Origin of the sequence: Sphingomonas oligoaromativorans (assembly GCF_011762195.1) — a bacterium.
GTDB lineage: Bacteria > Pseudomonadota > Alphaproteobacteria > Sphingomonadales > Sphingomonadaceae > Solisphingomonas > Solisphingomonas oligoaromativorans.
Window position 1 is genome coordinate 336091 of sequence record NZ_JAASQK010000005.1, and the last position, 20284, is coordinate 356374.

General features: G+C 64.1%; 22 protein-coding genes and 1 tRNA gene. 10 read left to right on the forward strand and 13 right to left on the reverse strand.

The window, feature by feature from the left end:
* Nucleotides 1-30: 30 nt before the first annotated feature.
* From FHS98_RS12440 to FHS98_RS12450, 3 genes are all read right to left on the reverse strand, one after another.
* Entirely contained in the window at nucleotides 31-501 is a 471-nt protein-coding gene (locus FHS98_RS12440) for a hypothetical protein (protein ID WP_167105197.1), read from the reverse strand.
* A 16-nt stretch (nucleotides 502-517) separates the two neighbouring features.
* Nucleotides 518-1399 (reverse strand): SDR family NAD(P)-dependent oxidoreductase, encoded by an 882-nt coding sequence (locus tag FHS98_RS12445; RefSeq protein ID WP_167105201.1) that lies wholly within the window; start codon nucleotides 1397-1399, stop codon nucleotides 518-520.
* Nucleotides 1400-1533: 134 nt separating this feature from the next.
* Entirely contained in the window at nucleotides 1534-4461 is a 2928-nt protein-coding gene (locus tag FHS98_RS12450; RefSeq protein WP_167105205.1) for a winged helix-turn-helix domain-containing protein, read from the reverse strand.
* 323 nt (nucleotides 4462-4784) lie between these two features.
* Here FHS98_RS12450 and FHS98_RS12455 point away from each other — a divergent pair, with 323 nt between their 5' ends.
* A complete protein-coding gene (locus FHS98_RS12455) occupies nucleotides 4785-5363 on the forward strand; it encodes a TetR/AcrR family transcriptional regulator (protein ID WP_167105207.1) in 579 nt (192 codons plus the stop codon).
* Nucleotides 5364-5407: 44 nt separating this feature from the next.
* Here FHS98_RS12455 and FHS98_RS12460 read toward each other — a convergent pair whose 3' ends face one another.
* Entirely contained in the window at nucleotides 5408-5947 is a 540-nt protein-coding gene (locus FHS98_RS12460) for a helix-turn-helix domain-containing protein (protein ID WP_167105210.1), read from the reverse strand.
* A 296-nt stretch (nucleotides 5948-6243) separates the two neighbouring features.
* Here FHS98_RS12460 and FHS98_RS12465 point away from each other — a divergent pair, with 296 nt between their 5' ends.
* Entirely contained in the window at nucleotides 6244-6891 is a 648-nt protein-coding gene (locus tag FHS98_RS12465) for a histidine kinase dimerization/phosphoacceptor domain -containing protein (protein WP_167105213.1), read from the forward strand.
* 156 nt (nucleotides 6892-7047) lie between these two features.
* On the opposite strand, the gene FHS98_RS12470 is transcribed toward FHS98_RS12465, so the two are convergent.
* From FHS98_RS12470 to FHS98_RS12485, 4 genes are all read right to left on the reverse strand, one after another.
* A complete protein-coding gene (locus FHS98_RS12470; protein ID WP_167105216.1) occupies nucleotides 7048-7575 on the reverse strand; it encodes a hypothetical protein in 528 nt (175 codons plus the stop codon).
* 65 nt (nucleotides 7576-7640) lie between these two features.
* Entirely contained in the window at nucleotides 7641-8399 is a 759-nt protein-coding gene (locus FHS98_RS12475) for an isocitrate lyase/PEP mutase family protein (protein WP_167105219.1), read from the reverse strand.
* Between the two features lie 81 nt (nucleotides 8400-8480).
* On the reverse strand, nucleotides 8481-9620 hold the full coding sequence (locus tag FHS98_RS12480; RefSeq protein ID WP_167105222.1) for an oxidoreductase: 1140 nt from the start codon (nucleotides 9618-9620) through the stop codon (nucleotides 8481-8483).
* A gap of 89 nt (nucleotides 9621-9709) precedes the next feature.
* Nucleotides 9710-10477, reverse strand: a complete 768-nt coding sequence (locus FHS98_RS12485) for an SDR family NAD(P)-dependent oxidoreductase (protein WP_167105225.1) — start codon at nucleotides 10475-10477, stop codon at nucleotides 9710-9712.
* Between the two features lie 108 nt (nucleotides 10478-10585).
* Between FHS98_RS12485 and FHS98_RS12490 the strand changes: the two genes are divergently transcribed.
* The 3 genes from FHS98_RS12490 to FHS98_RS12500 are packed head-to-tail and all read left to right on the forward strand — an operon-like array spanning nucleotide 10586 to nucleotide 12308.
* Nucleotides 10586-11170 (forward strand): TetR family transcriptional regulator, encoded by a 585-nt coding sequence (locus tag FHS98_RS12490; RefSeq protein WP_208402226.1) that lies wholly within the window; start codon nucleotides 10586-10588, stop codon nucleotides 11168-11170.
* Nucleotides 11167-11694 (forward strand): G/U mismatch-specific DNA glycosylase, encoded by a 528-nt coding sequence (gene mug / locus FHS98_RS12495; protein WP_167105228.1) that lies wholly within the window; start codon nucleotides 11167-11169, stop codon nucleotides 11692-11694. Before FHS98_RS12490 ends, mug begins: the two co-directional genes overlap by 4 nt.
* A gap of 35 nt (nucleotides 11695-11729) precedes the next feature.
* Entirely contained in the window at nucleotides 11730-12308 is a 579-nt protein-coding gene (locus FHS98_RS12500) for an alpha-ketoglutarate-dependent dioxygenase AlkB (protein WP_167105231.1), read from the forward strand.
* 18 nt (nucleotides 12309-12326) lie between these two features.
* Here the strand turns inward: FHS98_RS12500 and FHS98_RS12505 are convergent, their stop codons facing one another.
* The 3 genes from FHS98_RS12505 to FHS98_RS12515 all read right to left on the reverse strand — a co-directional run bounded on the left by FHS98_RS12505 (nucleotide 12327) and on the right by FHS98_RS12515 (nucleotide 13931).
* Nucleotides 12327-13022, reverse strand: a complete 696-nt coding sequence (locus tag FHS98_RS12505; RefSeq protein ID WP_167105234.1) for a TetR/AcrR family transcriptional regulator — start codon at nucleotides 13020-13022, stop codon at nucleotides 12327-12329.
* Between the two features lie 34 nt (nucleotides 13023-13056).
* Entirely contained in the window at nucleotides 13057-13575 is a 519-nt protein-coding gene (locus FHS98_RS12510) for a TetR/AcrR family transcriptional regulator (RefSeq protein ID WP_208402227.1), read from the reverse strand.
* Between the two features lie 83 nt (nucleotides 13576-13658).
* Entirely contained in the window at nucleotides 13659-13931 is a 273-nt protein-coding gene (locus FHS98_RS12515) for a DUF1272 domain-containing protein (RefSeq protein WP_167105237.1), read from the reverse strand.
* Nucleotides 13932-14026: 95 nt separating this feature from the next.
* On the opposite strand from FHS98_RS12515, the gene FHS98_RS12520 reads away from it, so the two are divergent.
* A complete protein-coding gene (locus tag FHS98_RS12520) occupies nucleotides 14027-14554 on the forward strand; it encodes a methylated-DNA--[protein]-cysteine S-methyltransferase (protein WP_167105240.1) in 528 nt (175 codons plus the stop codon).
* A 282-nt stretch (nucleotides 14555-14836) separates the two neighbouring features.
* Here FHS98_RS12520 and FHS98_RS12525 read toward each other — a convergent pair.
* A tRNA-Thr gene (locus tag FHS98_RS12525) sits at nucleotides 14837-14911 on the reverse strand.
* A 45-nt stretch (nucleotides 14912-14956) separates the two neighbouring features.
* Here FHS98_RS12525 and FHS98_RS12530 point away from each other — a divergent pair.
* Nucleotides 14957-15160, forward strand: a complete 204-nt coding sequence (locus FHS98_RS12530) for a hypothetical protein (RefSeq protein ID WP_167104270.1) — start codon at nucleotides 14957-14959, stop codon at nucleotides 15158-15160.
* Between the two features lie 42 nt (nucleotides 15161-15202).
* On the opposite strand, the gene FHS98_RS12535 is transcribed toward FHS98_RS12530, so the two are convergent.
* Nucleotides 15203-16999: an aminopeptidase P family protein gene (locus FHS98_RS12535; protein WP_167105243.1), complete on the reverse strand. Its 1797-nt coding sequence runs from the start codon at nucleotides 16997-16999 to the stop codon at nucleotides 15203-15205.
* Nucleotides 17000-17141: 142 nt separating this feature from the next.
* Between FHS98_RS12535 and FHS98_RS12540 the strand changes: the two genes are divergently transcribed.
* The 3 genes from FHS98_RS12540 to FHS98_RS12550 all read left to right on the forward strand — a co-directional run bounded on the left by FHS98_RS12540 (nucleotide 17142) and on the right by FHS98_RS12550 (nucleotide 20261).
* Complete coding sequence (locus FHS98_RS12540) at nucleotides 17142-17651, forward strand: hypothetical protein (RefSeq protein ID WP_167105246.1); 510 nt, start codon at nucleotides 17142-17144, stop codon at nucleotides 17649-17651.
* 151 nt (nucleotides 17652-17802) lie between these two features.
* Nucleotides 17803-19866, forward strand: a complete 2064-nt coding sequence (locus FHS98_RS12545) for a S9 family peptidase (protein ID WP_167105249.1) — start codon at nucleotides 17803-17805, stop codon at nucleotides 19864-19866.
* Nucleotides 19863-20261 carry an acyl-CoA thioesterase gene (locus tag FHS98_RS12550; protein WP_208402228.1) on the forward strand — a complete coding sequence of 133 codons (399 nt, stop codon included), beginning with the start codon at nucleotides 19863-19865 and terminating at the stop codon, nucleotides 20259-20261. The genes FHS98_RS12545 and FHS98_RS12550 overlap by 4 nt, the downstream gene beginning before the upstream one ends.
* The last annotated feature ends 23 nt before the right edge of the window (nucleotides 20262-20284 follow it).

A 20284-nucleotide genomic window follows, 5' to 3' on the forward strand; every position in this document is an offset into this window, starting at 1 on the left:
TATCTATAGATAGACGAGAGGCTGCACCCGTCAGGAAAATCCCCCAGACGAGGAAGGTAATGCGCCCGCTGCGAGCGCTTGCTTCGCCATTGTCATGGTGCGGCAGATAAGGTCCCGCAGTCCACCGGAGGGCTTCAGCCGAAAGGGGATCGCCACCCTCGCGGCGGTCAGGATCTGACGTTCCGAGAAGCCAAGGCAGATGAGTTGCTCACGTTCACGCTGTGCGGCCGGGTCCGTGTCGTGCGCTACCGCAACGGCATAGCGCCGCAATCCCTCCAGACGCGGATCGGCGAGCGTGTTGGGTCGAAGCGGAAGGCCAAAGCAAACTTGCGAAAGGCGACGGAGGCGGCAGGAACCGCGAAGGGTCTCCTTGCCGTCGATCCTGGCCAGCATAAGGGCACTGCGTTCACGGTCATCAAGGCCATCGCGTGGATGTCCGACCGTTCGTGGATGCACCGAGGCCGGAGCCGCTCCGCTTGTTCGAACCTCGAGATAGGCCACGCCCAATGTGATGCCTCTACGATTTCGGCCTGCCATCGGTAGGCGGTGCGTCGGGACCGTTCATGCCGAGGGCGCCCCAAGCTCCCGCCTGGATCCTGCGGGTCAGCAGATTGATTTCGTCGATGCCATACGATGGGCCGACGACTATTCGGCGGGGGCGGGAGCCCTTATCCGCCGCGACCAACGTGACAAGCTGCATAGCGAGATCAGTCGGCTCGGGTCCGTCACAGCCTTTGAAGTGCTCCATGATCTGATCGAACAGGGCATCTGAGGACCTGAGGGGCAGGCCATCCGACGAAGGGGGCGCGCGATCGGCAGGAAGCTGCGCGCATTCGTACATCGCGATCGGATCTACGCCCGGCTGCATCAGCACAACGTCGATGCCGAACGGCGCCGCCTCGTAGCGCAGGGCATCGGTAAAACCCTCTATGGCAAATTTGCTCGCGCCGTAGAGGCCAATGAAGGGCAGTGAGATCCTGCCCAGGATCGAGCCAATGTTGATGATGAGCCCATCTTGGGCACGGCGCATTGCGGGCAGGATCGCCTTCGACAAGCGGAAGGCTCCGACTACGTTCGTGTCGAACAGATGGCGGGCCTGGTCGGCAGAAAAGGCATCGCACGCACCGATCGCAGTGACGTTCGCGTTGTTCACCAGCACGTCGATCCGTCCGGCCTTGGCCAGAATATTGCGAACGCCGCGCTCGACCGACACGTCGTCGGTGACGTCCATCTCCAGCACATCGATGCCTTGAGCCCACAGCGCGTTCGCTTGCTCACGATTTCGACCGGTCGGTTCTCGCATCGATGCGAACACTCGGTGCCCCGCCTCGGCGAGCGCTGACGCTGCGGCGCGTCCGAAGCGCCCGCCACCGCCAGTAATCAGGATATTCTTTGGCATGTGCGGCCGCGAGCAACTCGGAAGAGGAAAGCGCATCCTTCGCCCCTCGGTCGCTTCACCGTCTTGAACGCTGACGCTCCCGATGGAAGGTCAGCACCTATCTGCGCGGCCCCCGGTTGACGCCGGCGCGTCAGCTAGGCGACCGCACGCTCGTCCGTTTCCATCGCCGTCAACACCGCGCGCTGCATTCGGCGGTCCGCCAAGAGCACGGATCGAACAAGGGCGCGATTTTCGCGCTCGCCGGCGGCTGGAGCGCTTTCGATCAGTTTTTGATAAATTGCCTCGGCAATGGCTCTCGCCTCGACACGAGCAGCGTGATCGACGGCTATCGCACGCGCGGCCAGTGCGGCCTTGAGCGCTACGAGCAACGACCCTTCGGCTTCAGCGAGCGCAATCGCCTCCTGATATCGATGGAAAGCTGCCCTTGGGTCGTAACGGGCGAGGAGGGTGGCATCGAGTGCAATCAGGTGTGACCGCCACCAGTTGCCTTCTTCCCGTTCGATGAAGGTCAGCAGTTCGTTCAACAGACTTTGCGCGCTCTCGACCCTTCCGAAGGACATGTAGTTTTCAAGCAACTGGACATAGCACCAGGTTTGCCGCTTGAACCCGTGGAAGGGCTCGCGTCCGGTGACGAACTCCTCGAACCTCGCCAAGGCATCGGTCGATCGGTCGCGATGGATCGAAAGAATATCCTGCAATGCATTGGTCCAGGCGCGCCAGTCCGGACGATCCGTGCACAGGCGCCGTAAGGTCTCGAGATACTGTGACGCGGCCGCCCAGCGCCGACTGCCGACAGCAACCGGAAAGGCCGCTCTGATGGTGTTATTGAAGATCGAGGGCACATTGTCGCCGGACCCGGCGATCGCGAGGCTGGAGGTTGCGGCGGCATCAGACATGCGGCCGGAGAACCATTCGATCCAAGACAGAAAGGGTCTTCCGATTTGCCGGGGGTCATAGAGGTAGGGACCGGATTCTATGACTCGGCTCTCCGCCGGATAATGGTGCAACAGCCATCGAATGTTACGCTCGCATGCGGCATAATCGCCCAGTAGATGGCGGCTGACTCCAGCCAATGCGCGGATCAAGCCCTCGTTGTTGACCGCTTCGCCATCGGTTGAAGCGTCGAACCCTTCGGTGAGCTGCGCCGCTGCATCGATCGCCTCGCGCGGCCGCCTGGCCGAGCAACTGGTCATGATCACGCTCCACGCAGCGCGTAGCTGCGCAGAAACATCCCCTAAATCCCGGGCAAGGGCGTAGGCGTCGCCATATATTTTGATCGTCGTGACGTCTTCCGGTGAGGAAAGCCAAAGGGCCCCCCCGAGGCTGATCATGAGGTCGAGCCGCTTGCGCAGGTCAGTTTCGACGTCGAGCAGCCGTTCAATCCAGGTTCCAACCTCCTTGGCGTAACCAAGCTGCGTGAGAAGCGGGCCGGCCACGCGGACCAATGCCGATGCTAGTTCCCAGTCGGCATCTTCGACCGACCATTGAAGAGCGGAGCGCGCATCATCCAGCGTCGATCGGGCGATTGCCGCAGCATGACGGTCACGTGACTTGATTTTCTCGGTTTGATATCTCTCGCACCGACTTATCACGTAGCTGGCGTGGAGACGGGCGGTCGCGCGACGCTCCTCGCCGTTTCCGAGGCGCGCAAGCGCGAACCCGCGCACCGTTTCGAGTAGACGATATCGTGCGCCGTCCTCGTCTTCGATGAAAACGACCAGCGACTTGGCAACAAGATCGCCGATCGTAACCAAGACAAGGTCAAGCGCTTCTTCCTCGTGCGCGGCGACCTGCTGTACCGCGTCCAGCGTGAAGAAATGGGCAAAGACCGCGATCCTCGTAAGCAACGCCTGTTCCGTCGGCGTAAGGAGTTCAAAGCTCCAATCGAACGTCGCTTCCAGCGTCTGATGGCGCGGAAGCGCGGCGCGGGCGCTTTGTGAAAGGAGGCGGAATTTGTCTTCGATCAGGGTGGCGATACCCTTCACGCCAAAGGCCGGAACGCGACCGGCCGCCAGTCTGATCGCCAAGGCAACGCCGTCGAGCCTCCGACAGATATCGACGACGGTGGGTGCGAGCGCGTCCGTCAGCGTGAAGTCGGGAGAGCCCGCCTGCACACGGTCCACGAACAGCTCGATGGCATCGTAGGACAAGGCTTGCTCGGCACTCAGACCGTACCCCTCTTGCGGTACGCTCAACGGGTTGAGCCTATAGATCGTCTCTCCTTCTGCCCCCAGAGGCTCTCGGCTCGTGACCATCACGGTCACGCGTGGCGCAGCATTCAGAATATCCTCGATTACGGATGCCGCAGTGCCGGCAACATGTTCCCCATTATCGAGGAGGAGGAGGAGACGGCTGTGCGCCAGCCGATCGGAAAGGAACGCTCCTGGGTCAGCCGCCGCTTGCTCGGCACCAAGAGCCATGGCGATGCGTGCCGGCACCAGAGCTGGGTCCCGAATTGGCGCGAGATCAACGAAACAGACACCGTCCTCGGCTGCGTTCCGCAGGGATGCGCAAGAGATAGCGACGGTGGTTTTACCGATGCCGCCAGCACCGACCACGGTTATAAACCGACGCGTCGCAAGCAGGTCGCCAATTGCCTGTATGTCGCGCCGGCGGCCGAAAACAGGGGTCAGCAGAGGTGGTAATCGGCCGAGAGCGCCGAGCCCGATCGGCGGCCGGCTGGGGACTTCGGCGGAATGGGCTGGCCAACGTTCAAGTGGGACGGCCGATGAAAAGCTGTAGCCGCGGCCGACGACGTTGATCACATATTCGCCACCATCAGGTGGCGCCCCGAGCACCTTGCGCAACGACCCGATTGCGACGCGTATCGTGGCGTCTTCGATGTAAGGGCGCTGCCATACCCGTTCGGCCAAGTCCGATTTAGAGAGGATTTCGCCCTGTGCGTTGAGCAGCGCCAAGAGCAAATCTAGCGCCTTGTCGCCGATCTGGACCGTCCGTCCATCCCGCTTGAGAATGCGGTCGGTCGGAAACACAACGTGATCGCCAAAAGCGATCCAATCGGCGGAAGAACCCTTCGGACCGTCCATGTCAGAGGTGGTCATGCGGTGCTGCCGAGGACGCTGTAATGCGCCTGAGCAGCGACGATCGCCAAGCCGCGGCGTGGGAACTGTAACTGAGGCCAATAACCTTCTTGATTGGCATGATGCGTCGAACCGGAGTAACTTCCTGACCTATCGATTGATAAATGAAGCTGTCGTACGTCGCGGTGCAGCGGTCAAGCCATCATAAGCTATCTATCGGTAGACCGGCCGGTTCGAAATCGTGGGTGTCATCGTCGCCAGCATGTCCTCAGAGCAGCGCCGAGATTCTCTATCTATCGGTCGAGTTGCTAGGGGGGGCGCTCCGCTGTACGCAGTTACACATTATGACCGAAGCACGAACCGACACCCGCGAGGCAATCCTTCGATCGGCGCGAACTACCGTCGAAACCCACGGATATACCGCGCTGAGTTTCCGTGATCTCGCCTCAGAAGTAGGGGTGAAGAGCGCCAGCGTGCACTACCACTTCCCCACGAAGCCGGACCTTGCTCAGGCGCTCCTCGATCGACGCTGTGCGGATCAGGAAGCGTTTTTCGAAGACCTTTTCAGCCAGACCCAAAATTATGAGACGTTGATCAAAGGCTATATTGCGATGTTCCGATCGGGGTTCGACGACGGCAACCGCATGTGCGTAGCCGGTGTTATGTCTGCCGAGATAAGTGGCCTGCCGGATCCTGTGAGGGCAGCGATCCGGCGCTTTAAGGATCTGAACGTTGCGTGGATCTCAAAGATGCTTCGCATCAAGCATCCTCGCATGGGTGCCGAGCCGTTGGGGCAGCGCGCGTTCGCGATTTACGCGGCAGTTGAAGGGGCACAACTGATCGCGCACGGCTTGGGCGGCGATGCTGCCGCCTTTGACGAAGTCATAGCGGGTTTTGAAGCGTCCGGCCTGTTCTCGCGCTGATGGCGTAAGCGGGCTCTACCGTCAGCGCCAGGCTACGCTGACCGTTACGCTGCATCGGTCTCGATGAGATCGACGGGTTCCTGGGCATTTTGATGGCGCCAAGCACGCGGTGGCAGGCCCACGGCACGGTGGAAAAGGCGCGTCATATGAGATTGATCGGCGAAACCGCAGGCTAAGGCGATTTCAGCGATCGGAAGGTCTGTGGTCAGGAGCATCTCCTTAGCCCGCACGATCCGCTGATTTGCCACAAATTCGGAGTAAGGGATGCCTTTAGACGCTTTGAAAGCGCGAGAGAAATAACTCGCGCTCAATCTCACGCTGTCAGCCGCTTCGCAGATGCGCAGTGGGGTGTCGATTTGGCTTTCCACAAATTGCTCGACCCGCCGCACCTGCCAATCTGCCAGCAAACCCTTGCAGGGGCGCGGCGTGACCTCACCGTGAGCCACCGTGTAGGCGCGTTCGATATGACGACGGGCCGCGCCCTGGTCGACGTCGAACATGGAAAGAGCCGATGCGAGCAGGCGCGCCACCAGCAAATTGTCGAACGGTGCGATATGCGCGGTTGTGAAGTGAGCGTCGGACATGTTCGCATCCTTGGTAGAACATGCTCAACTGACCTCTGGACCCCTTCTAGCGCCAATAAGAAGGCGTAAGGCGGCGTAAGGAATGGGTCGGCGCGGTGTAAGGTCTCCCGCCGGCCGGCGCCGCGACCTATCGCGGCGTGGCTATGTCGCGGTCACTAGGCACGATCAGAGGCGCAGGCATCTGATTGCGATGTCGGGCCGTGTCGCCGGCCGCAGACGTCCAAACGCGGCGTCAAATATCAATCCGGTTCCCCGAGGCTCTGGCAATCGATGCTCGCAATTTCCCGGAGCTTCACATGTTGGATGTTCAAGCCACATTCGAGACAGCGATCGACGCGCCCGGGTCGATCATCCTGCTGCAGGAATATAACCATCGGATGCTGAACGAGTACGCGGTTGCGATCGCTGGCCTCTCAGTCGCCGCATCGGGCATCACGAACGCCAAAGGTCGCGCCGCGCTGACAACAGCGAAGGATCGCCTCTATGCGGTAGCCGAAGTGCACCGCGCCCTTCAGGCGCCTCTAACCGGCGTCCTCGAAGTCACCGACTATCTGGAAGGCGTCTGTGGGGCGGCATCGCGAGCCCTGACTTTTGATTATCGGCTCGTCCTGCATTGCCGGAGTCCTGCGATCACCCTCCCGGCACCGCGCGCCTGGCGCATCGGGCTGATCTTGATCGAGCTTCTCATCAACGCCGCCAAGCACGGCCGCCATGGTGGCGAAATCGCGGTGGAGCTGCGCTCATGCAACCACAATCTCGTGTGTTCCGTCGTGAACGAGAGCTGCGCTGACTCAAAGCGTGGCACCGGCGCCGGTCAGGCCATCATCGATATCCTGGCCGATCAGATCGGTGGACGCTTGGAGCGCCACGTCCATGGCACACGCATCGCCGTGGGTCTCGTTGTACCGGTGAGCAACTCGATCGAGCAGGCCCGGGCGGGGTGAGGCGGGATCGGGTGGTAACGGTCTTGCACGGTGCAGCCTCAGTTACCCCTCACGCAGATTGTAAGGCGAAGGCCAGACTTGCACGTGCAAGACATCGCCGCGGATTTGGTGCAAGAGGAAAGCGGAAAGCCTACCCCTGCCGGCGCCACGTACCGTCTAGGATCGCGGTGCAGCGATCGCCCAAACCGGCAGCGCGAGCACCAGCGCCAGCATCAAGGAAACCTGAGGATCGCCAAGATAGCGGTCGATCCATACAAAGATTCCGACGGTGGTCGCACTCAGGGAAGCATACATCCCCACCGACCTCGAAGAGCGACGCGAACGGAAACCGGATGCCAGTGCCGCGGCGCTCGCGACCTGGCTCTCGGAGAAGCCCAGCGCCTTCAGTTGCGCTTCCTCGCGCTCGACGACGGCAGAGCCGCCATGCGCGATCGCTACTCCGAACCGCCTCAGGGCCTCCAACCGTGGGTCCGCAAGCCAGTTGGATCGACGCGAAAGGCCGAATACCATTTGCGACATGCGGTGAAGTCGACCTGCAGGCCTCAGGCTGCCGAGCTTGTCCAAGCGCGCCAGTTTCACCGCTTCCCGCTCCGTGGCGCTTAACCCGCGACGAGGTTGCTCCACCGGTCGGCTGATGAACGGTGCGATGTGCAGCTCGTCCACGGATAGATCGAGATAGGCCATGAGGATATTCCCCTTGATGCTCGCCGGCTGGTCCTCCGCGAGCGTGTCGCGGAGGACCGCGCCGATCAGGCGTAGATGTCCGTCGCTGCCTTCTGGAGCGACTGCTGCGTTTCGATATACGGGATCGGGCCGTAGCTGATCCGGGCGACGCCAAGGTCGGCGAGCCGCTCGTTGGCAGGAACGCCCTCCGTTACCATGACATTGACCGGCAGAGGCGAACCCTCGACGATCCGGCTAATCAGGCCTTCGTCCTTCAGGCCCGGGATGAAATATCCCGAAGCGCCGGCGGCGGCGTAGGCCTTCGCCCGTTCGAGTGCGGCGCCGACCTCAGACGCGGGCTCACCGCCCCGGCCGAGGAACAGATCGGTCCGAGCGTTGATGAACAGCGGAACCCTGCGCTTGTCGGCGGCGCTGCGGATCGCGCCGATCCGTCGTGCCTGCCGATCGATGCCATAAAGGCCCGAGCCTTTGACGACCCGATCTTCGAAATTGATCCCGATCGCACCGCGGTCGAGGAGGCGACCGATATTTTCGACCAGCGTGGCATCGTCGTCGCTGTACCCGCCTTCGAAATCGACCGTCAGCGGCACCTGGATAGACGCCGTGATGCGCGCGACGATCGCGAGCGCGAGGTCCAGCGGAATATCTTCGCCATCGCTATAGCCCTGTGCTGCGGCAACCGACCAACTTCCGGTCGCGATCGCCCTCGCACCGGCGGCCTCGATCGCCTTGGCGCTGCCGGCATCCCACGCATTGTAGAGGACCACGGGAGTGCCCTTGACGTGGAGCTTGGCGAACGCGGTTGCTTTGTCGGATTGGGTCATCGTCATTTCCTTGGTTGAACTGATTCGAGGGGCGACCCCTCGCGTTGTTACGAATGGGATTGGCCGGGTCGGAAGCGCGTCTCAGGCCAGCTCGAGCACCGCTTCGGCATGGTAAGCGGGGAAGTCGACGTAGCCCTGAGCACCGCCGCCGTAGAACGTGTTGCGGTCGTAGGGCGTGAGCGGCAGACCGTGCTCGATCCTGGCAGGCAGATCCGGGTTGGATGTGAAGTGGCGGCCGAATGCGACAAGACTGGCGACGCCATCGGCAACAGCTTCCTCGGCGGATTCAGGCGTGAAGCCGCCCGCCGCGATGATCGTGCCGCGGAAGATACGGCTGAGATCCTTCGCAGCGATCGCGTCCTGTCCTTCGGCGACCGTATCGGCACCGCTGATGCGCGGCTCGATGATGTGAAGATAGGCCACGCCGAACCGATCGAGCCGTTCGGCGACATACTCGAAAAGGGCCTGCGGATCGCTATCGCTCATACCGTTGAAGGTGCTGCTCGGCGAGATGCGGACGCCGACCCGGTGGCGGCCGATGACTCCAGCGACCGTATCGACGATCTCCATCAGGAAGCGCGTCCGGTTCTCGACGGAGCCGCCGTAGCGGTCAGCCCGCTTGTTGCTGCCGTCCTGCAGGAATTGTTCGACGAGATGGCCCTGAGCGCTGAAGATTTCGATCCCGTCGAAGCCGGCTCGCACTGCGTTCCGCGCCGCAAGCCGATACTGGCCGAGAATCCCAGCGATCTGGTCGATTTCCAGCGCGCGATGCGGTGACGGCGGAACCAGACCCTCGGGCGTGGTCACGACGACATTGGGATTCTCTGTGAAGGTGGGGTCGGCCGAGGCGGACACCGGCTGAATGCCGGTCAGTGCCTCGCTGGTGGCACGGCCCGCATGGCCGAGCTGGACGAACATGACCCCGCCCTTGGCGTGAACCGCGTCGGTGATCCGCTTCCAGGCTGCAACCTGCGCATCATTCCAGATGCCCGGCGCGGCATGATAGGCGCGCGCTTCCGGGGCGATTGCCGTTGACTCGGTGATGATGAGGCCGCCGTCGGACGCGCGCTGACTATAGTGCTCCAGCATTAGGTCTGAAGGAACGGCGCTGGGCCAGTGGGCGCGCAGCCGGCTGAGTGCCGGCATCACGACACGATGCTTGAGGGTTACGTCGCCGAGCTTGATCGGCGTGAAGAGCTGGGCGGTGGTGGTCTTGGTCACGGTTGATCTCCTTGAAGCTTGATGAGGTGGCGGCGGAACCGAGGGGGGACGATCCCGCCGCCATCGCCAGGCCGATCGGTCGGGGGGGGCTATTGCCGACCGGCCATGACACCGCCGTCGACGGGGAGGACGACGCCGGTGATCCAGCTCGCCTGATCGGAGGCGAGGAACAGAAGGGCTTCCGCCGCATCGGCGGGCTGACCGTTGCGGCCGAGCGGGTGCAGCGCATTGAACGTCGGCAGCACCGCCTTGACCTGCTCGGGCGAGAGGAAGGTGTCGTAGACCGGCGTCTCGATGACGGCCGGCGCGATCGCGTTCACGCGGATGTTGTCCGGCGCCAGCTCGATCGCGAGATTTTTGACGAGGGCGTGGACGCCAGCCTTTGCGACCGAATAGGCTGACGATGGCGTGGCGCCGATCGCCTGCAGGGCCCACATCGAGCCTGTCTGAACGATCGCCCCACCGCGGCCCTTCATCGCGCGTGCCGCCGCCTGGGCGGTAAAAAACGTCCCCTTGAGGATGCTGTCGAGCATCCGGTCCAGCTCGGCCGCGTCGACCTCGAGAAAAGGTGTCGGCTTGAAGATGCCGGCATTGTTGAAGAGCACGTCGAGCTGGCCGAACCGATCGAGCGCGACTTTGACGAGCGCTGCGCCGGTTTCGGGGTCTGCCACGTCGCCGGTGATGATCGCGACGTGGGAGCCGGTCGCGTCAATCTCCCGCGCGGCCGAGTCGAGTTTGCTCGAATCGCGTCCGCTCAGCACAACGGAACCGCCTTCGCGGACGAAGCGCGCGGCCACTTCCTTGCCGATTCCCGAGTTACCGCCGGTGACGATCGCGACTTTGCCTTCGAAACGCATTGCTAATCTCCGTATGCTATCTATCGGTAGGTAGTCGATGCACACCGAATATGACTGGAAAAGTCCGCTGTCAACGTCTATCTATCGATAGAGAGAAGGAGTCGTATCGTGAGTGAAACCGCAGAGAAGTTGATGGATCTGGCAGAGGAGCGGATGCGCGAGGCCGGCTATCACGGCTTCAGCTTTCGCGAGCTTGCGGCCAAGATCGGGATCAAAAGCGCCAGTGTGCACCACCATTTCCCCACCAAGGCCGACATGGCGGCCGCGGTGGCGAGGCGCTATCTTGAGCGCTTCCTGGAGAATGTCGCGCCGCAGCCCGGGGAAAGCGGGGAGGACGTCATCGCCGTATATCGGTCCGCGTTCCGTCGCTCGATTGAGCACGATGGCGGCATGTGCCTGAGCGGAATGCTGGGGGCCGAGTCGGGCGGTTTGCCGGTCGAGGTTGCGGAAGAGATCGAGAATTTCTTCCGTAAGGCTGTCGAGGATCTGGCGCAGCGACTCGGCGGATCCGAAGAACGCGCTTTCGCGGTCCTGGCGACGCTCGAAGGCGCTCTCATCCTCGCGCGCGCCTATGGGGAAGTTGCGGCGTTCGATCACGCTGCGGCGGCCCTGACGGACAATGACGCCCCGCCATTGATGCCGCTGGCATTGCTGAACCGGAAACCTCATGCAGCGGAGAAGCTGCGCGCGTGAGCACGACCGAGGCCGACATTCTGGCGTCGGCTCTCGACGTGGTCTTCTGCGGTCTCAATCCCCCGCCCGACGTCGCTGCGGGAGGGCATAGTTTCGCGAGCGCCAGCAACCGCTTCTGGCAAGCGCTCTACCTCTCCGGCTTCACTCCCCGACGCCTTGATCCGTCGGAAGAGCGGTCCCTGCTCGAATATGGCTGTGGTATCACCGCTGTCGTCCACCGGCCGACCAGGCGGGGCGCCGACGTTCCTCTGCGCGAGTTCAAGGCCGCGCGACCCGATCTGGAAGCGACGGTGCGACGGTATCGGCCTCGGGCGATCGCCTTCCTCGGCAAGCGCGGGATCGCTGCCATGCTCGATGCGCCGGAGATCCGCTGGGGTTTGCAGCCTTCGCCTTTTGCGGGCGCGATTGCGTGGGTTCTGCCCAACCCGAGCGGCTTGAACCGTGCCTTCAGCCTCGATGCGCTCGTAAGTGCCTTTTCCGAGCTGCGCACCACGATCTTGATCGATCGCGGGCAGACTCGATAATGCCGAGTCGCACGCCCCGACCAATCGCGGTCGGAATGCCCGATCTGTTCGGTGCGCCAGAGCTGCCGGAAGGCTTCCGCTACCTGCCCGACGTGTTATCGACGGCTGAGGAACGCGAGCTGGTAGGTCTGTTCGAAAGCCTGCCCCTGCAGCCGTTCGAATTTCATGGCTACCGGGCCAATCGCCGTATCTTCACCTACGGGCATCGCTACGTTTTCGCGGGACAGCAACCGCGTGCCGACGCGGGCATCCCGGCGCACTTGCGGCCTTTAGCCGAGATCGCAAGCGCGATCGCCGGCGTGCCTGCGGACATGTTCGAACAGGTGATGGTGACGGAATACCCCCCGGGTGCGGGCATCGGCTGGCATCGCGATCGGCCGACCTTCGAAGATATCGTCGCCATCTCCTTCCTCTCGCCCTGCGCGTTGCGGCTGCGTCGGCGCGAAGGGGAAGGCTGGGAGCGACGGTCGGTGCTGATCGAACCGCGATCTGCCTATTTATTGCATGGTCCGGCTCGCAATCGCTGGCAGCACAGCATCGCGGCGATGGATAGCCGGCGCTTCTCGGTGACGCTGCGGACTTTCCGTCCAGGGCACAGCGCCAAGGACGTCTAGGAAGCGCTTAGCGCTCGGTCAGGCCGCGACAGACTTGCGACGGCGCGATGTCGTCAGCGCCGGAGGAGGCCCGTCTGCCTCAAAGCCAGCGCGAAGGCCAAACGCCCTAAGGCTTACGCGGAGCAACTCGTAACGATCTTCGCCGGGAACGTTGTTGCGGATCTGAACGGCGATCCCGTGGGCAAGGGCCTGGAGGAAATAGGCGAGCGTCGTGGGGTGAGCCGTTTCAGGCAGCTCGCCCTCCCTTCGGGCCCGCTCGAAACGCGCCGCCAGAACCTCGATGATGCCGGCTTGATGCGCAGCCACCTCGCGGCGTGCACCTTCGTCGTCGGGCCCAGTCGACAAGGAGGTCAGCAAGCCCATGAACCCGTGCGCCTCGCAGGGAAGCTGCGCTCCGGCCATGGCATCGCGGAGCAATTCTTCCACGACGTCGCGGATCGTCCTGGCTTCGAGCAGCCTGTGCAGATAGGTCAGATGCTTGTGGGCATGGAGCGCCAGCGCGCGCTTGAAGAGGCCCTCCTTGCTGCCATAGCAGTGATAGAGGCTCGGGCGCGCGATGTTCATCGCCTTGGTCAGTTCCGCGATGCTGGTGCCGGCATAGCCGTGTGTCACGAATGCCCGCAGTGCCGCTGCCAGAACCGTGTCGGGATCAAATTCGCGTGGTCGGCCGCGGGCCACATGTTGGTCGGAACATGGTGCGAGGGATGTCTGCATGTTCACCGCTCGCCCCACTTGGCCTCGCGGCCAATCAGGCCGCGACCGCCTCCGGCAGCAGATCGTGCGTTGCACGGTCATATTCCGCGGTATCCGAGAAGACGTTCGCGAGGACGGAGGCGCCCGTTATGGTGGCCAACAGCTCACTCGCCTGCTCAGGATCAAGACCGGCATCGGCCATCTTCTTCGCGTGCATCTCAAAAAAGCGGCGCACCTCCGCAGCAACGGTGGGCGGAAGGTCCTGAGATGCCGCGCCCATCACGATGCATGGACACATCGTGCCCGCGACGATTGTGCCCCTGAAAGCCTTGGTCCACGCCTTCACGGGATCTGGATCGACCAGCAGCGCCTCGTCGATAAAGTTGGACGCCCATTCCCCGTAGCGGCGAACGACCGCAGCCGCGAGGTCTTCCTTGGTGGGGAAGTGGTAGTGGACGCTCGAGCTTTTCACGCCGACGTCGGCCGCGATTTCGCGGAAGCTGAATCCGCCAAATCCGCCGATCCGCATCCGCTTCTCGGCCGCATCCATAATGGCAGTGGCAACTTCGCTCATATTGAATCCCTTTGACTATCTTTTGATAGATAGACGGTTTTACCGAAATTACAATCGCTCGGTGAAGAGTGCTAATCGAGCGCTTAGGCCTGCCCCGCAGCCTCTGCCGACGATGGCTGAGGACAGCTTGCCGACCGCCGTGTGCGCGTCGTCGATGCCGGATACTTTTCCAGCATCGCGTCGGGTCGGATCGGACGCGACTGCAGGTCTCCCCCACAATTCGGGCAGACGCCGTTCAACGCGCCCTCGGCGCAATCCCGGCAAAACGTACATTCGAACGTGCAGATCATCGCGTCGGGTGTGTCTGGCGGCAGGTTCACGTCGCAGCATTCGCAATTGGGTCGAAGGTCCAGCATACGCCGTCTCCCGTGTCGAAGCGTGGCATCGCCGGGTTGGCGATCACGCGATAAACCATATCTATCTATCGCTAGATCAATTTTGAGGCAACGATATGTTGGGTGTTGGAGCACTTCGATACAAGCCAATGCCGTCGCCGGTGGGTACGCTACGCCTAGTTGGGAGCGATGAAGGATTGGTCGCGATTCTATGGGAAAACGACCGGCCCCGCCGGGTGCCCGTGGCAGCGATGGCTCAGGAGGGAGACAATGCTCTTCTTCGAGAAGTCCAGCACCAGCTCGCCAGTTATTTTGAGGGCACTTTGCAAAAATTTGATTTGCCGCTCGATTTTCGGGGCACCGATTTCCAGCGGCAGGTCTGGTCCGCACTGCTGGACATTCCGTTCGGGCAAACGCGCAGCTATGCTGACATTGCGCGCGCTATCGGCAGGCCGATCGCCTACCGCGCCGTCGGCGCCGCTAACGGACGTAACCCGATCTCCATCGTCGCGCCCTGCCATCGTGTCATTGGCCATAACGGCGGACTGACCGGCTTTGCAGGTGGGATCGAGGCAAAGCGCTATCTCCTCGAGTTGGAGCGTCGCCCCCCCCCCGTCGTCGATGATTCTCCGACGCTACGCTGACTAGAGTCCTCTGCACTCTACGACAATTTGGACGATCCACAGGTGGCACGATCCTGCTGCTCAGATTTCCGCCGTTAATGCGGCAGGGTCGCGACTCTTCCCGCGCGATGGACGCTTCGGGGCATGGATCCCTCCATGTGAAACTAGGTGTGATCTACGCCACAGCGGCCAGCGAGCGCCAATCGTTTCCGAAGCCCTGCTTCCGCGTTGCTTCCGCGCCACATTACCCGGCTTGGGAGCCCCCGAAGGGGAGGCTTAACTCGTTGATTTTAGCGGGGAAGCTGGTGCTGCCGGTGAGGATTGAACTCACGACCTCAGCCTTACCAAGGATGCGCTCTACCACTGAGCTACGGCAGCACGGCCCGATTTCCGCCGCCGCTGGGCGGTGGCGAGGCCGGCCCTATGGAGAAAGCTTCGCGCCCCGTCAAGCGGGCTTGCACAACATTCTGCAATCCGCCTAACCGCAGCATCATGGACGCCAGGACCGATCGGGAAAAGCGCCTCGCCGAGGCGCTGCGCACGAATCTCCGCCGCCGCAAGGAACAGGCGCGCGAGAAGGAAGCGGAAACCCCGCAACCCGAATCGCCGCCGGAGAAAAGCCGCTAAGGGCGGCGGCAACCCGTCCGGGCCACCGCCGCCCCGGACGGATCAGACGAGCGGCGCGGTCGCCTGCTCCAGCCAGCCGCGCACGTCGGCGGGGACCAGCGGGCCGATCTCGCGCAGCACGCGGGCGTGATAGGCGTCGAGCCATGCGCGCTCTTCGGGCGAGAGCATCGCCACCTCGACCAGACGGCGGTCGATCGGCGCCAGCGTCAGCGACTGGAAGCCGAGCATCGCCTTTTCGGCACCCTCGATCGCCTGCTCCTCGACCAGCACCAGATTCTCGATGCGGATGCCGTAGCCGCCGGTCTTGTAATAGCCCGGCTCGTTCGAGAGGATCATGCCGGCGCGCAGCGGCTCGTCGCCGCCCGCCTGCCCGCTGCCCGGCGTCGCGATGCGCTGCGGGCCTTCATGCACCGACAGATAGCTGCCGACACCATGGCCCGTGCCATGCGCGTAATCGAGGCCGGCCTGCCACAGATATTGCCGCGCCAGCGTGTCGAGCTGGCTGCCGCGCGTGCCCTTGGGGAAGATGGCGCGGGCAAGCGCGATATGGCCCTTGAGGACGCGGGTGAAGCGGTCCTTCATCTCCGCGGTCGGCGTGCCGATCGGCACGGTGCGGGTGATGTCGGTGGTGCCGTCGACATATTGCCCGCCCGAATCGACCAGATAGAGCGTGCCCTGCTCGATCGGGCGCACCGTCTTCTCCGAGACACGGTAGTGGACCACCGCGCCGTTGGGGCCGGAGCCCGAGATGGTGTCGAACGACAGATCCTTGAGAGCGCCCGTCTCCTCGCGGAAGGCCTCGAGCTTCGCGGCGGCCGTCAGCTCGTCCTCGCCGCCGTTCGCGGCCACGGTGTCGACCCAGTGGAGGAAGCGCGTCACCGCCGCACCGTCGCGGACATGGGCGGCCTTGCTGCCGGCGATCTCGACGCCGTTCTTGATCGCCTTGGGCAGCACGGTCGGGTCACGCGTCTCGCTGACCTTGGCGCCGGCCTCGGCGAGGCTGTCGAAGATCGCGGCGACGGCGCGTTCGGGATCGACCATCACGCGCTGCCCGGCAAGGCTCGCCAGAGTGCCGCCGAACGCGTCGCGCGGGCGGACATGCACCGCGTTGCCGAGATGCGTCGCGACCGCCTCGTCCACCTTGTCGGGATCGACGAACAGCTCGGCCGTCGCGTCCGCCTTGAGCAGCGCATAGGCCAGCGCGACCGGCGTGCGGCTGACGTCGGTGCCGCGCACGTTGAACGCCCACGCGATCGAATCGAGCGCGGAGAGGACGACCGCGTCGGCGCCTTCCCTGGTGAGCCAGTCGGCCACATCCTGCCGCTTGGCCGCCGCCGACTGACCGGTCAGCGCATCGGGCTGGACGACAAGGCGCGCGTCCGACGGCAGCGGCTGATCCGGCCACACCGCGTCGATCGGATTGGTCTCGACCGCGACCAGCTCGGCGCCGCGGGCGGCGAGCGCCTTCTTCGCGGCCTCGACCCAGCCCTTGGTGTGCAGCCAGGGATCGTAGCCGATGCGGCCGCCCTGCGGCGCATGATCCTTGAGCCACGACGACACCGACGTCTCCGGCACCGACTGATAGCTCCACTGATCGGCCGAGACCTGCTCGCGAACCTGAAGCGTGTAGCGGCCGTCGACGAAGATCGCGGCCTCCTCCGGCAGCACGACGGCCGTGCCGGCCGAACCCTCGAACCCGGTCAGCCAGGCAAGGCGCTGGGCGTAGGCGCCGACATATTCGGACATGTGCTCGTCGGTGAGCGGCACAACGAAGCCGTCGAGACGGCGGCGGGCAAGCTCGTCGCGCAGCGCGGCGAGGCGATCAGCATAAGTGGACATGGCGCCTAGATAGTCCTCTTCGCGGGCCGGAGAAAGATCGCCGGAAGACGGATTCTCCGGGGTTGGGGATCGGCTCGGCTCATCGGCCGTTCATGCTGGGCGAGTCATGGTTAATGCACGACAACGACCGGGAACGGGGATCATGGTCGGCCTTGATATGCAGGATCGGGCTTTGCGGGGACGCTCGGCCGTCCCGCCGATGGGGCAGGGCCTCGCGGTGGTGGCGTCGATCGCGGTGCTGGGCCTGCTGATCCTGGCGGGGATCGGCCTCTATCTCTTCTCGCTGCACGTCGCCGCCGTGCGCAGCCAGGGCACCGCGCTCGACGCGCAACTCCTCGCCAAGCGGCAGGAGGTGCAGAAGCTGCGCAACGAACTCGACGTCCGCAGCCGCTTCGTCGAGCTGGAGCGCTGGGGGCCAGCGCTCGGCCTCGGCACCGCCACGGGGCATCAATATGTCACGGGGCTGCATCAGCTCGATACGGCGGCGGATGCGCGGCGCACCGAGCTTCAGAAGGTCGCGCTCGCCCGGACGAGTTGCGCCGGCGGCCCCGCGCCGCAATCGCAGTGCCGGGCCGGCCCCGCCTCGGGCCGTTCGGGCTACACGCCGCAGCCGCGCCAGCAGATGGATCATCTGATCGACGGCATTCTCTGATCCTGCCTTCCATCGTCACCCCGGACTTGATCGGGGGTCCATTCGCGCTCCGTCCCCTCTTCTCGCGCAGCGCGAATGGACCCTGACCTCCGTCAGGGTGACGGAAGGGGTAACGCTTGCGCGGCGCGCGCACCGCCCCCACAAAGCGGCCATGATCGATCCCGCCAAGCTCCCCACCCCGCCGGTCGCCGCCCGTCATGCTTACAGCTATGAGCGCCACGGCCGCACCGTCTCCGATGAGTATGCATGGCTGAAGGACGCCGGTTATCCCGACATCTCGGACGAGACGATCCTCTCCTACCTCGCGCAAGAGAATGCCTATTTCGAGGCCGCCATGGCCCCGGTGCGGCCGCTGGTCGACACGCTCTTCGCCGAGATGAAGGGCCGGATGAAGGAGGATGACGCCTCCGTCCCCCGCAAGGATGGCGACTGGGACACTTGGTGGGCGTTCGAGACGGGCGCGCAATATCGCCGCTGGCTCCGCCGCCCGACCGGCTCGACCGAGGAAGCCCGCATCATCCTCGACGAGGTGAAGGAGGCGCAGGGCCACGATTATTTCCGTTTGGGCGCGCTTTCGATCAGCCCGGACGGCCGGCTTGCCGCCTATGCTGTGGACACCAGCGGCGCCGAGCGCTTCACGCTGAAGATCCGCGATCTCGCGACCGGCGAGGATATCGAGACGGTCAGCAGCGTCGTGAACGGCGCGGTGGTCTGGTCGGCGGGTTCGGACGCCGTCGCCTACACCGAGGTCAACGATAACTGGCGGACGTTCCGCGCGCGTCTCCACAGGCTCGGCACCGATCCCGAGGCCGATCCGACGCTCTATGAAGAGACGCAGGACATCGGCTTCAACGTCCACCTCGGCCGCACGCAGGACCGGCAGTGGATCGTCGTCGGCACCAACGATCACGAGACGAGCGAACTCCGCTTGCTTCCCGCCGCCGATCCGCTGGCCGAGCCGCTGCTGGTCTCGCCGCGCAAGGAGAAGCGCCAGTACAGCGTCGATAGCGCGCACGGCAGGCTCTGGATCCTCACCAACGACGATCACATCAACTTCCGCCTCGCCTCCGCTTCCCCCGAGACGCCGGATCAGTGGGAGACGGTGATCGCCGGATCGGACAGCGTCTATCTGCGCGGCATCTCCAGCTTCGCGCGCCACATCGTCATCGAGGAGCGCGTCGACGGCCTCGACCAGATTCGCCTGCGCACCTACGAGGGCGAGGAGCATCGCGTGCCCTTCCCCGAGGCAAGCTACACCGCCGGCCTCGGCACCAATCCCGAGTATGACACGCAAGACTATCGCATCGGCTATGCCTCGATGGTCACGCCGGACACGGTGTACGACTACAGCGCCGACACCCGCCGGCTCACCGTCCGCAAGGTGCGCGAGGTGCCGTCGGGCTATGACGCCAGCCTCTACGCCACCGAGCGCCTGATGGTCCCGGCGCGCGACGGGAAGGCGATTCCCGTATCGGTCGTCTATCGCAAGGGCTTCGAGAAGAACGGGCTCGGCCCGGTCTTCCTCTATGCCTATGGTGCTTATGGCTTCGCCTATCCGCCGGGCTTCTCGGCCGACCGCCTGTCGCTGCTCGATCGCGGCTGGGCGTGTGCGATCGCGCATATCCGGGGCGGCGACGATCTCGGCTATGGCTGGTACTTGGACGGCAAGGCAGAGAAGCGCTGGAACACCTTCCACGACTTCTCGGATGCCGCGAAGGGCCTGATCGCCGCCGGCTTCGCGAGCCCCGGCCGCATCGCCATCCAGGGCGGCTCGGCGGGCGGCGAGCTGATGGGCGTGGTCGCCAACACCGATCCCGATCTCTGGGGCGCGGTGGTGGCGGACGTGCCGTTCGTCGACGTGCTCAACACCATGCAGGACGAGAGCCTGCCGCTCACGCCGGGCGAGTGGCCCGAATGGGGCAACCCGATCACCGACCCGGCCGCCTTCGACCTGATCCGCAGCTACTCGCCTTACGACAATGTGAGCGCGCAGGCCTATCCGCCGATGCTCATCACCGGCGGCCTCAACGATCCGCGCGTCACCTATTGGGAGCCCGCCAAATGGGCCGCCCGCCTGCGCGCGACCAAGACCGACGCCAACCCGCTCCTCCTCAAGATCAACATGGGCGCGGGCCATGGCGGCAAGTCGGGCCGCTACGAGGCGATCACCGAGAAGGCCGAGGCCTACGCCTTCATGATCGAGGCGCTCGGATGAGCGACCGCCCCGTCTTCGAGATGGGCTTCGAGGCGACGGAGGCCGAGATCGACGAACTCGGCCACGTCAACAATGCAGCATGGGTGCGCTGGATTCAGGACGTCGCGACCGCGCACTGGGTGTCGGCGGCGACGCCCGGGCAGGTGGCGGCCTATGTCTGGGTCGTGACGCGGCACGAGATCGACTATCTCCGCGCGCTCGGCCCCGGCGGCCGGGTGACCGCGCGGACATGGGTGGGCGATGCGCCCACGGGCGCCCGCTTCGATCGCTTCATCGAGTTCATCGGCGAAGACGGCAAGCCCCATGTCCGCTCGCGCACCACCTGGGCGATGATCGACGTGGCGAGCGGCCGCCCCGCGCGCATCCCGCAGGCGATCACCGAGCGCTTCCTCTAAAGGGGTTGCGCATCGCGGCCCGA

Coding starts and splice junctions, on each gene's coding strand:
- FHS98_RS12445 (WP_167105201.1), bottom strand. CDS start 1,399: ATGCCAAAGAATATCCTGATTACTGGCGGTGGCGGGCGCTTCGGACGC.
- FHS98_RS12450 (WP_167105205.1), bottom strand. CDS start 4,461: ATGACCACCTCTGACATGGACGGTCCGAAGGGTTCTTCCGCCGATTGG.
- FHS98_RS12455 (WP_167105207.1), top strand. CDS start 4,785: ATGACCGAAGCACGAACCGACACCCGCGAGGCAATCCTTCGATCGGCG.
- FHS98_RS12460 (WP_167105210.1), bottom strand. CDS start 5,947: ATGTCCGACGCTCACTTCACAACCGCGCATATCGCACCGTTCGACAAT.
- FHS98_RS12465 (WP_167105213.1), top strand. CDS start 6,244: ATGTTGGATGTTCAAGCCACATTCGAGACAGCGATCGACGCGCCCGGG.
- FHS98_RS12470 (WP_167105216.1), bottom strand. CDS start 7,575: ATGGCCTATCTCGATCTATCCGTGGACGAGCTGCACATCGCACCGTTC.
- FHS98_RS12475 (WP_167105219.1), bottom strand. CDS start 8,399: ATGACCCAATCCGACAAAGCAACCGCGTTCGCCAAGCTCCACGTCAAG.
- FHS98_RS12485 (WP_167105225.1), bottom strand. CDS start 10,477: ATGCGTTTCGAAGGCAAAGTCGCGATCGTCACCGGCGGTAACTCGGGA.
- FHS98_RS12500 (WP_167105231.1), top strand. CDS start 11,730: ATGCCCGATCTGTTCGGTGCGCCAGAGCTGCCGGAAGGCTTCCGCTAC.
- FHS98_RS12505 (WP_167105234.1), bottom strand. CDS start 13,022: ATGCAGACATCCCTCGCACCATGTTCCGACCAACATGTGGCCCGCGGC.
- FHS98_RS12510 (WP_208402227.1), bottom strand. CDS start 13,575: ATGAGCGAAGTTGCCACTGCCATTATGGATGCGGCCGAGAAGCGGATG.
- FHS98_RS12515 (WP_167105237.1), bottom strand. CDS start 13,931: ATGCTGGACCTTCGACCCAATTGCGAATGCTGCGACGTGAACCTGCCG.
- FHS98_RS12520 (WP_167105240.1), top strand. CDS start 14,027: ATGTTGGGTGTTGGAGCACTTCGATACAAGCCAATGCCGTCGCCGGTG.
- FHS98_RS12530 (WP_167104270.1), top strand. CDS start 14,957: ATGGAGAAAGCTTCGCGCCCCGTCAAGCGGGCTTGCACAACATTCTGC.
- FHS98_RS12535 (WP_167105243.1), bottom strand. CDS start 16,999: ATGTCCACTTATGCTGATCGCCTCGCCGCGCTGCGCGACGAGCTTGCC.
- FHS98_RS12540 (WP_167105246.1), top strand. CDS start 17,142: ATGGTCGGCCTTGATATGCAGGATCGGGCTTTGCGGGGACGCTCGGCC.
- FHS98_RS12545 (WP_167105249.1), top strand. CDS start 17,803: ATGATCGATCCCGCCAAGCTCCCCACCCCGCCGGTCGCCGCCCGTCAT.
- FHS98_RS12550 (WP_208402228.1), top strand. CDS start 19,863: ATGAGCGACCGCCCCGTCTTCGAGATGGGCTTCGAGGCGACGGAGGCC.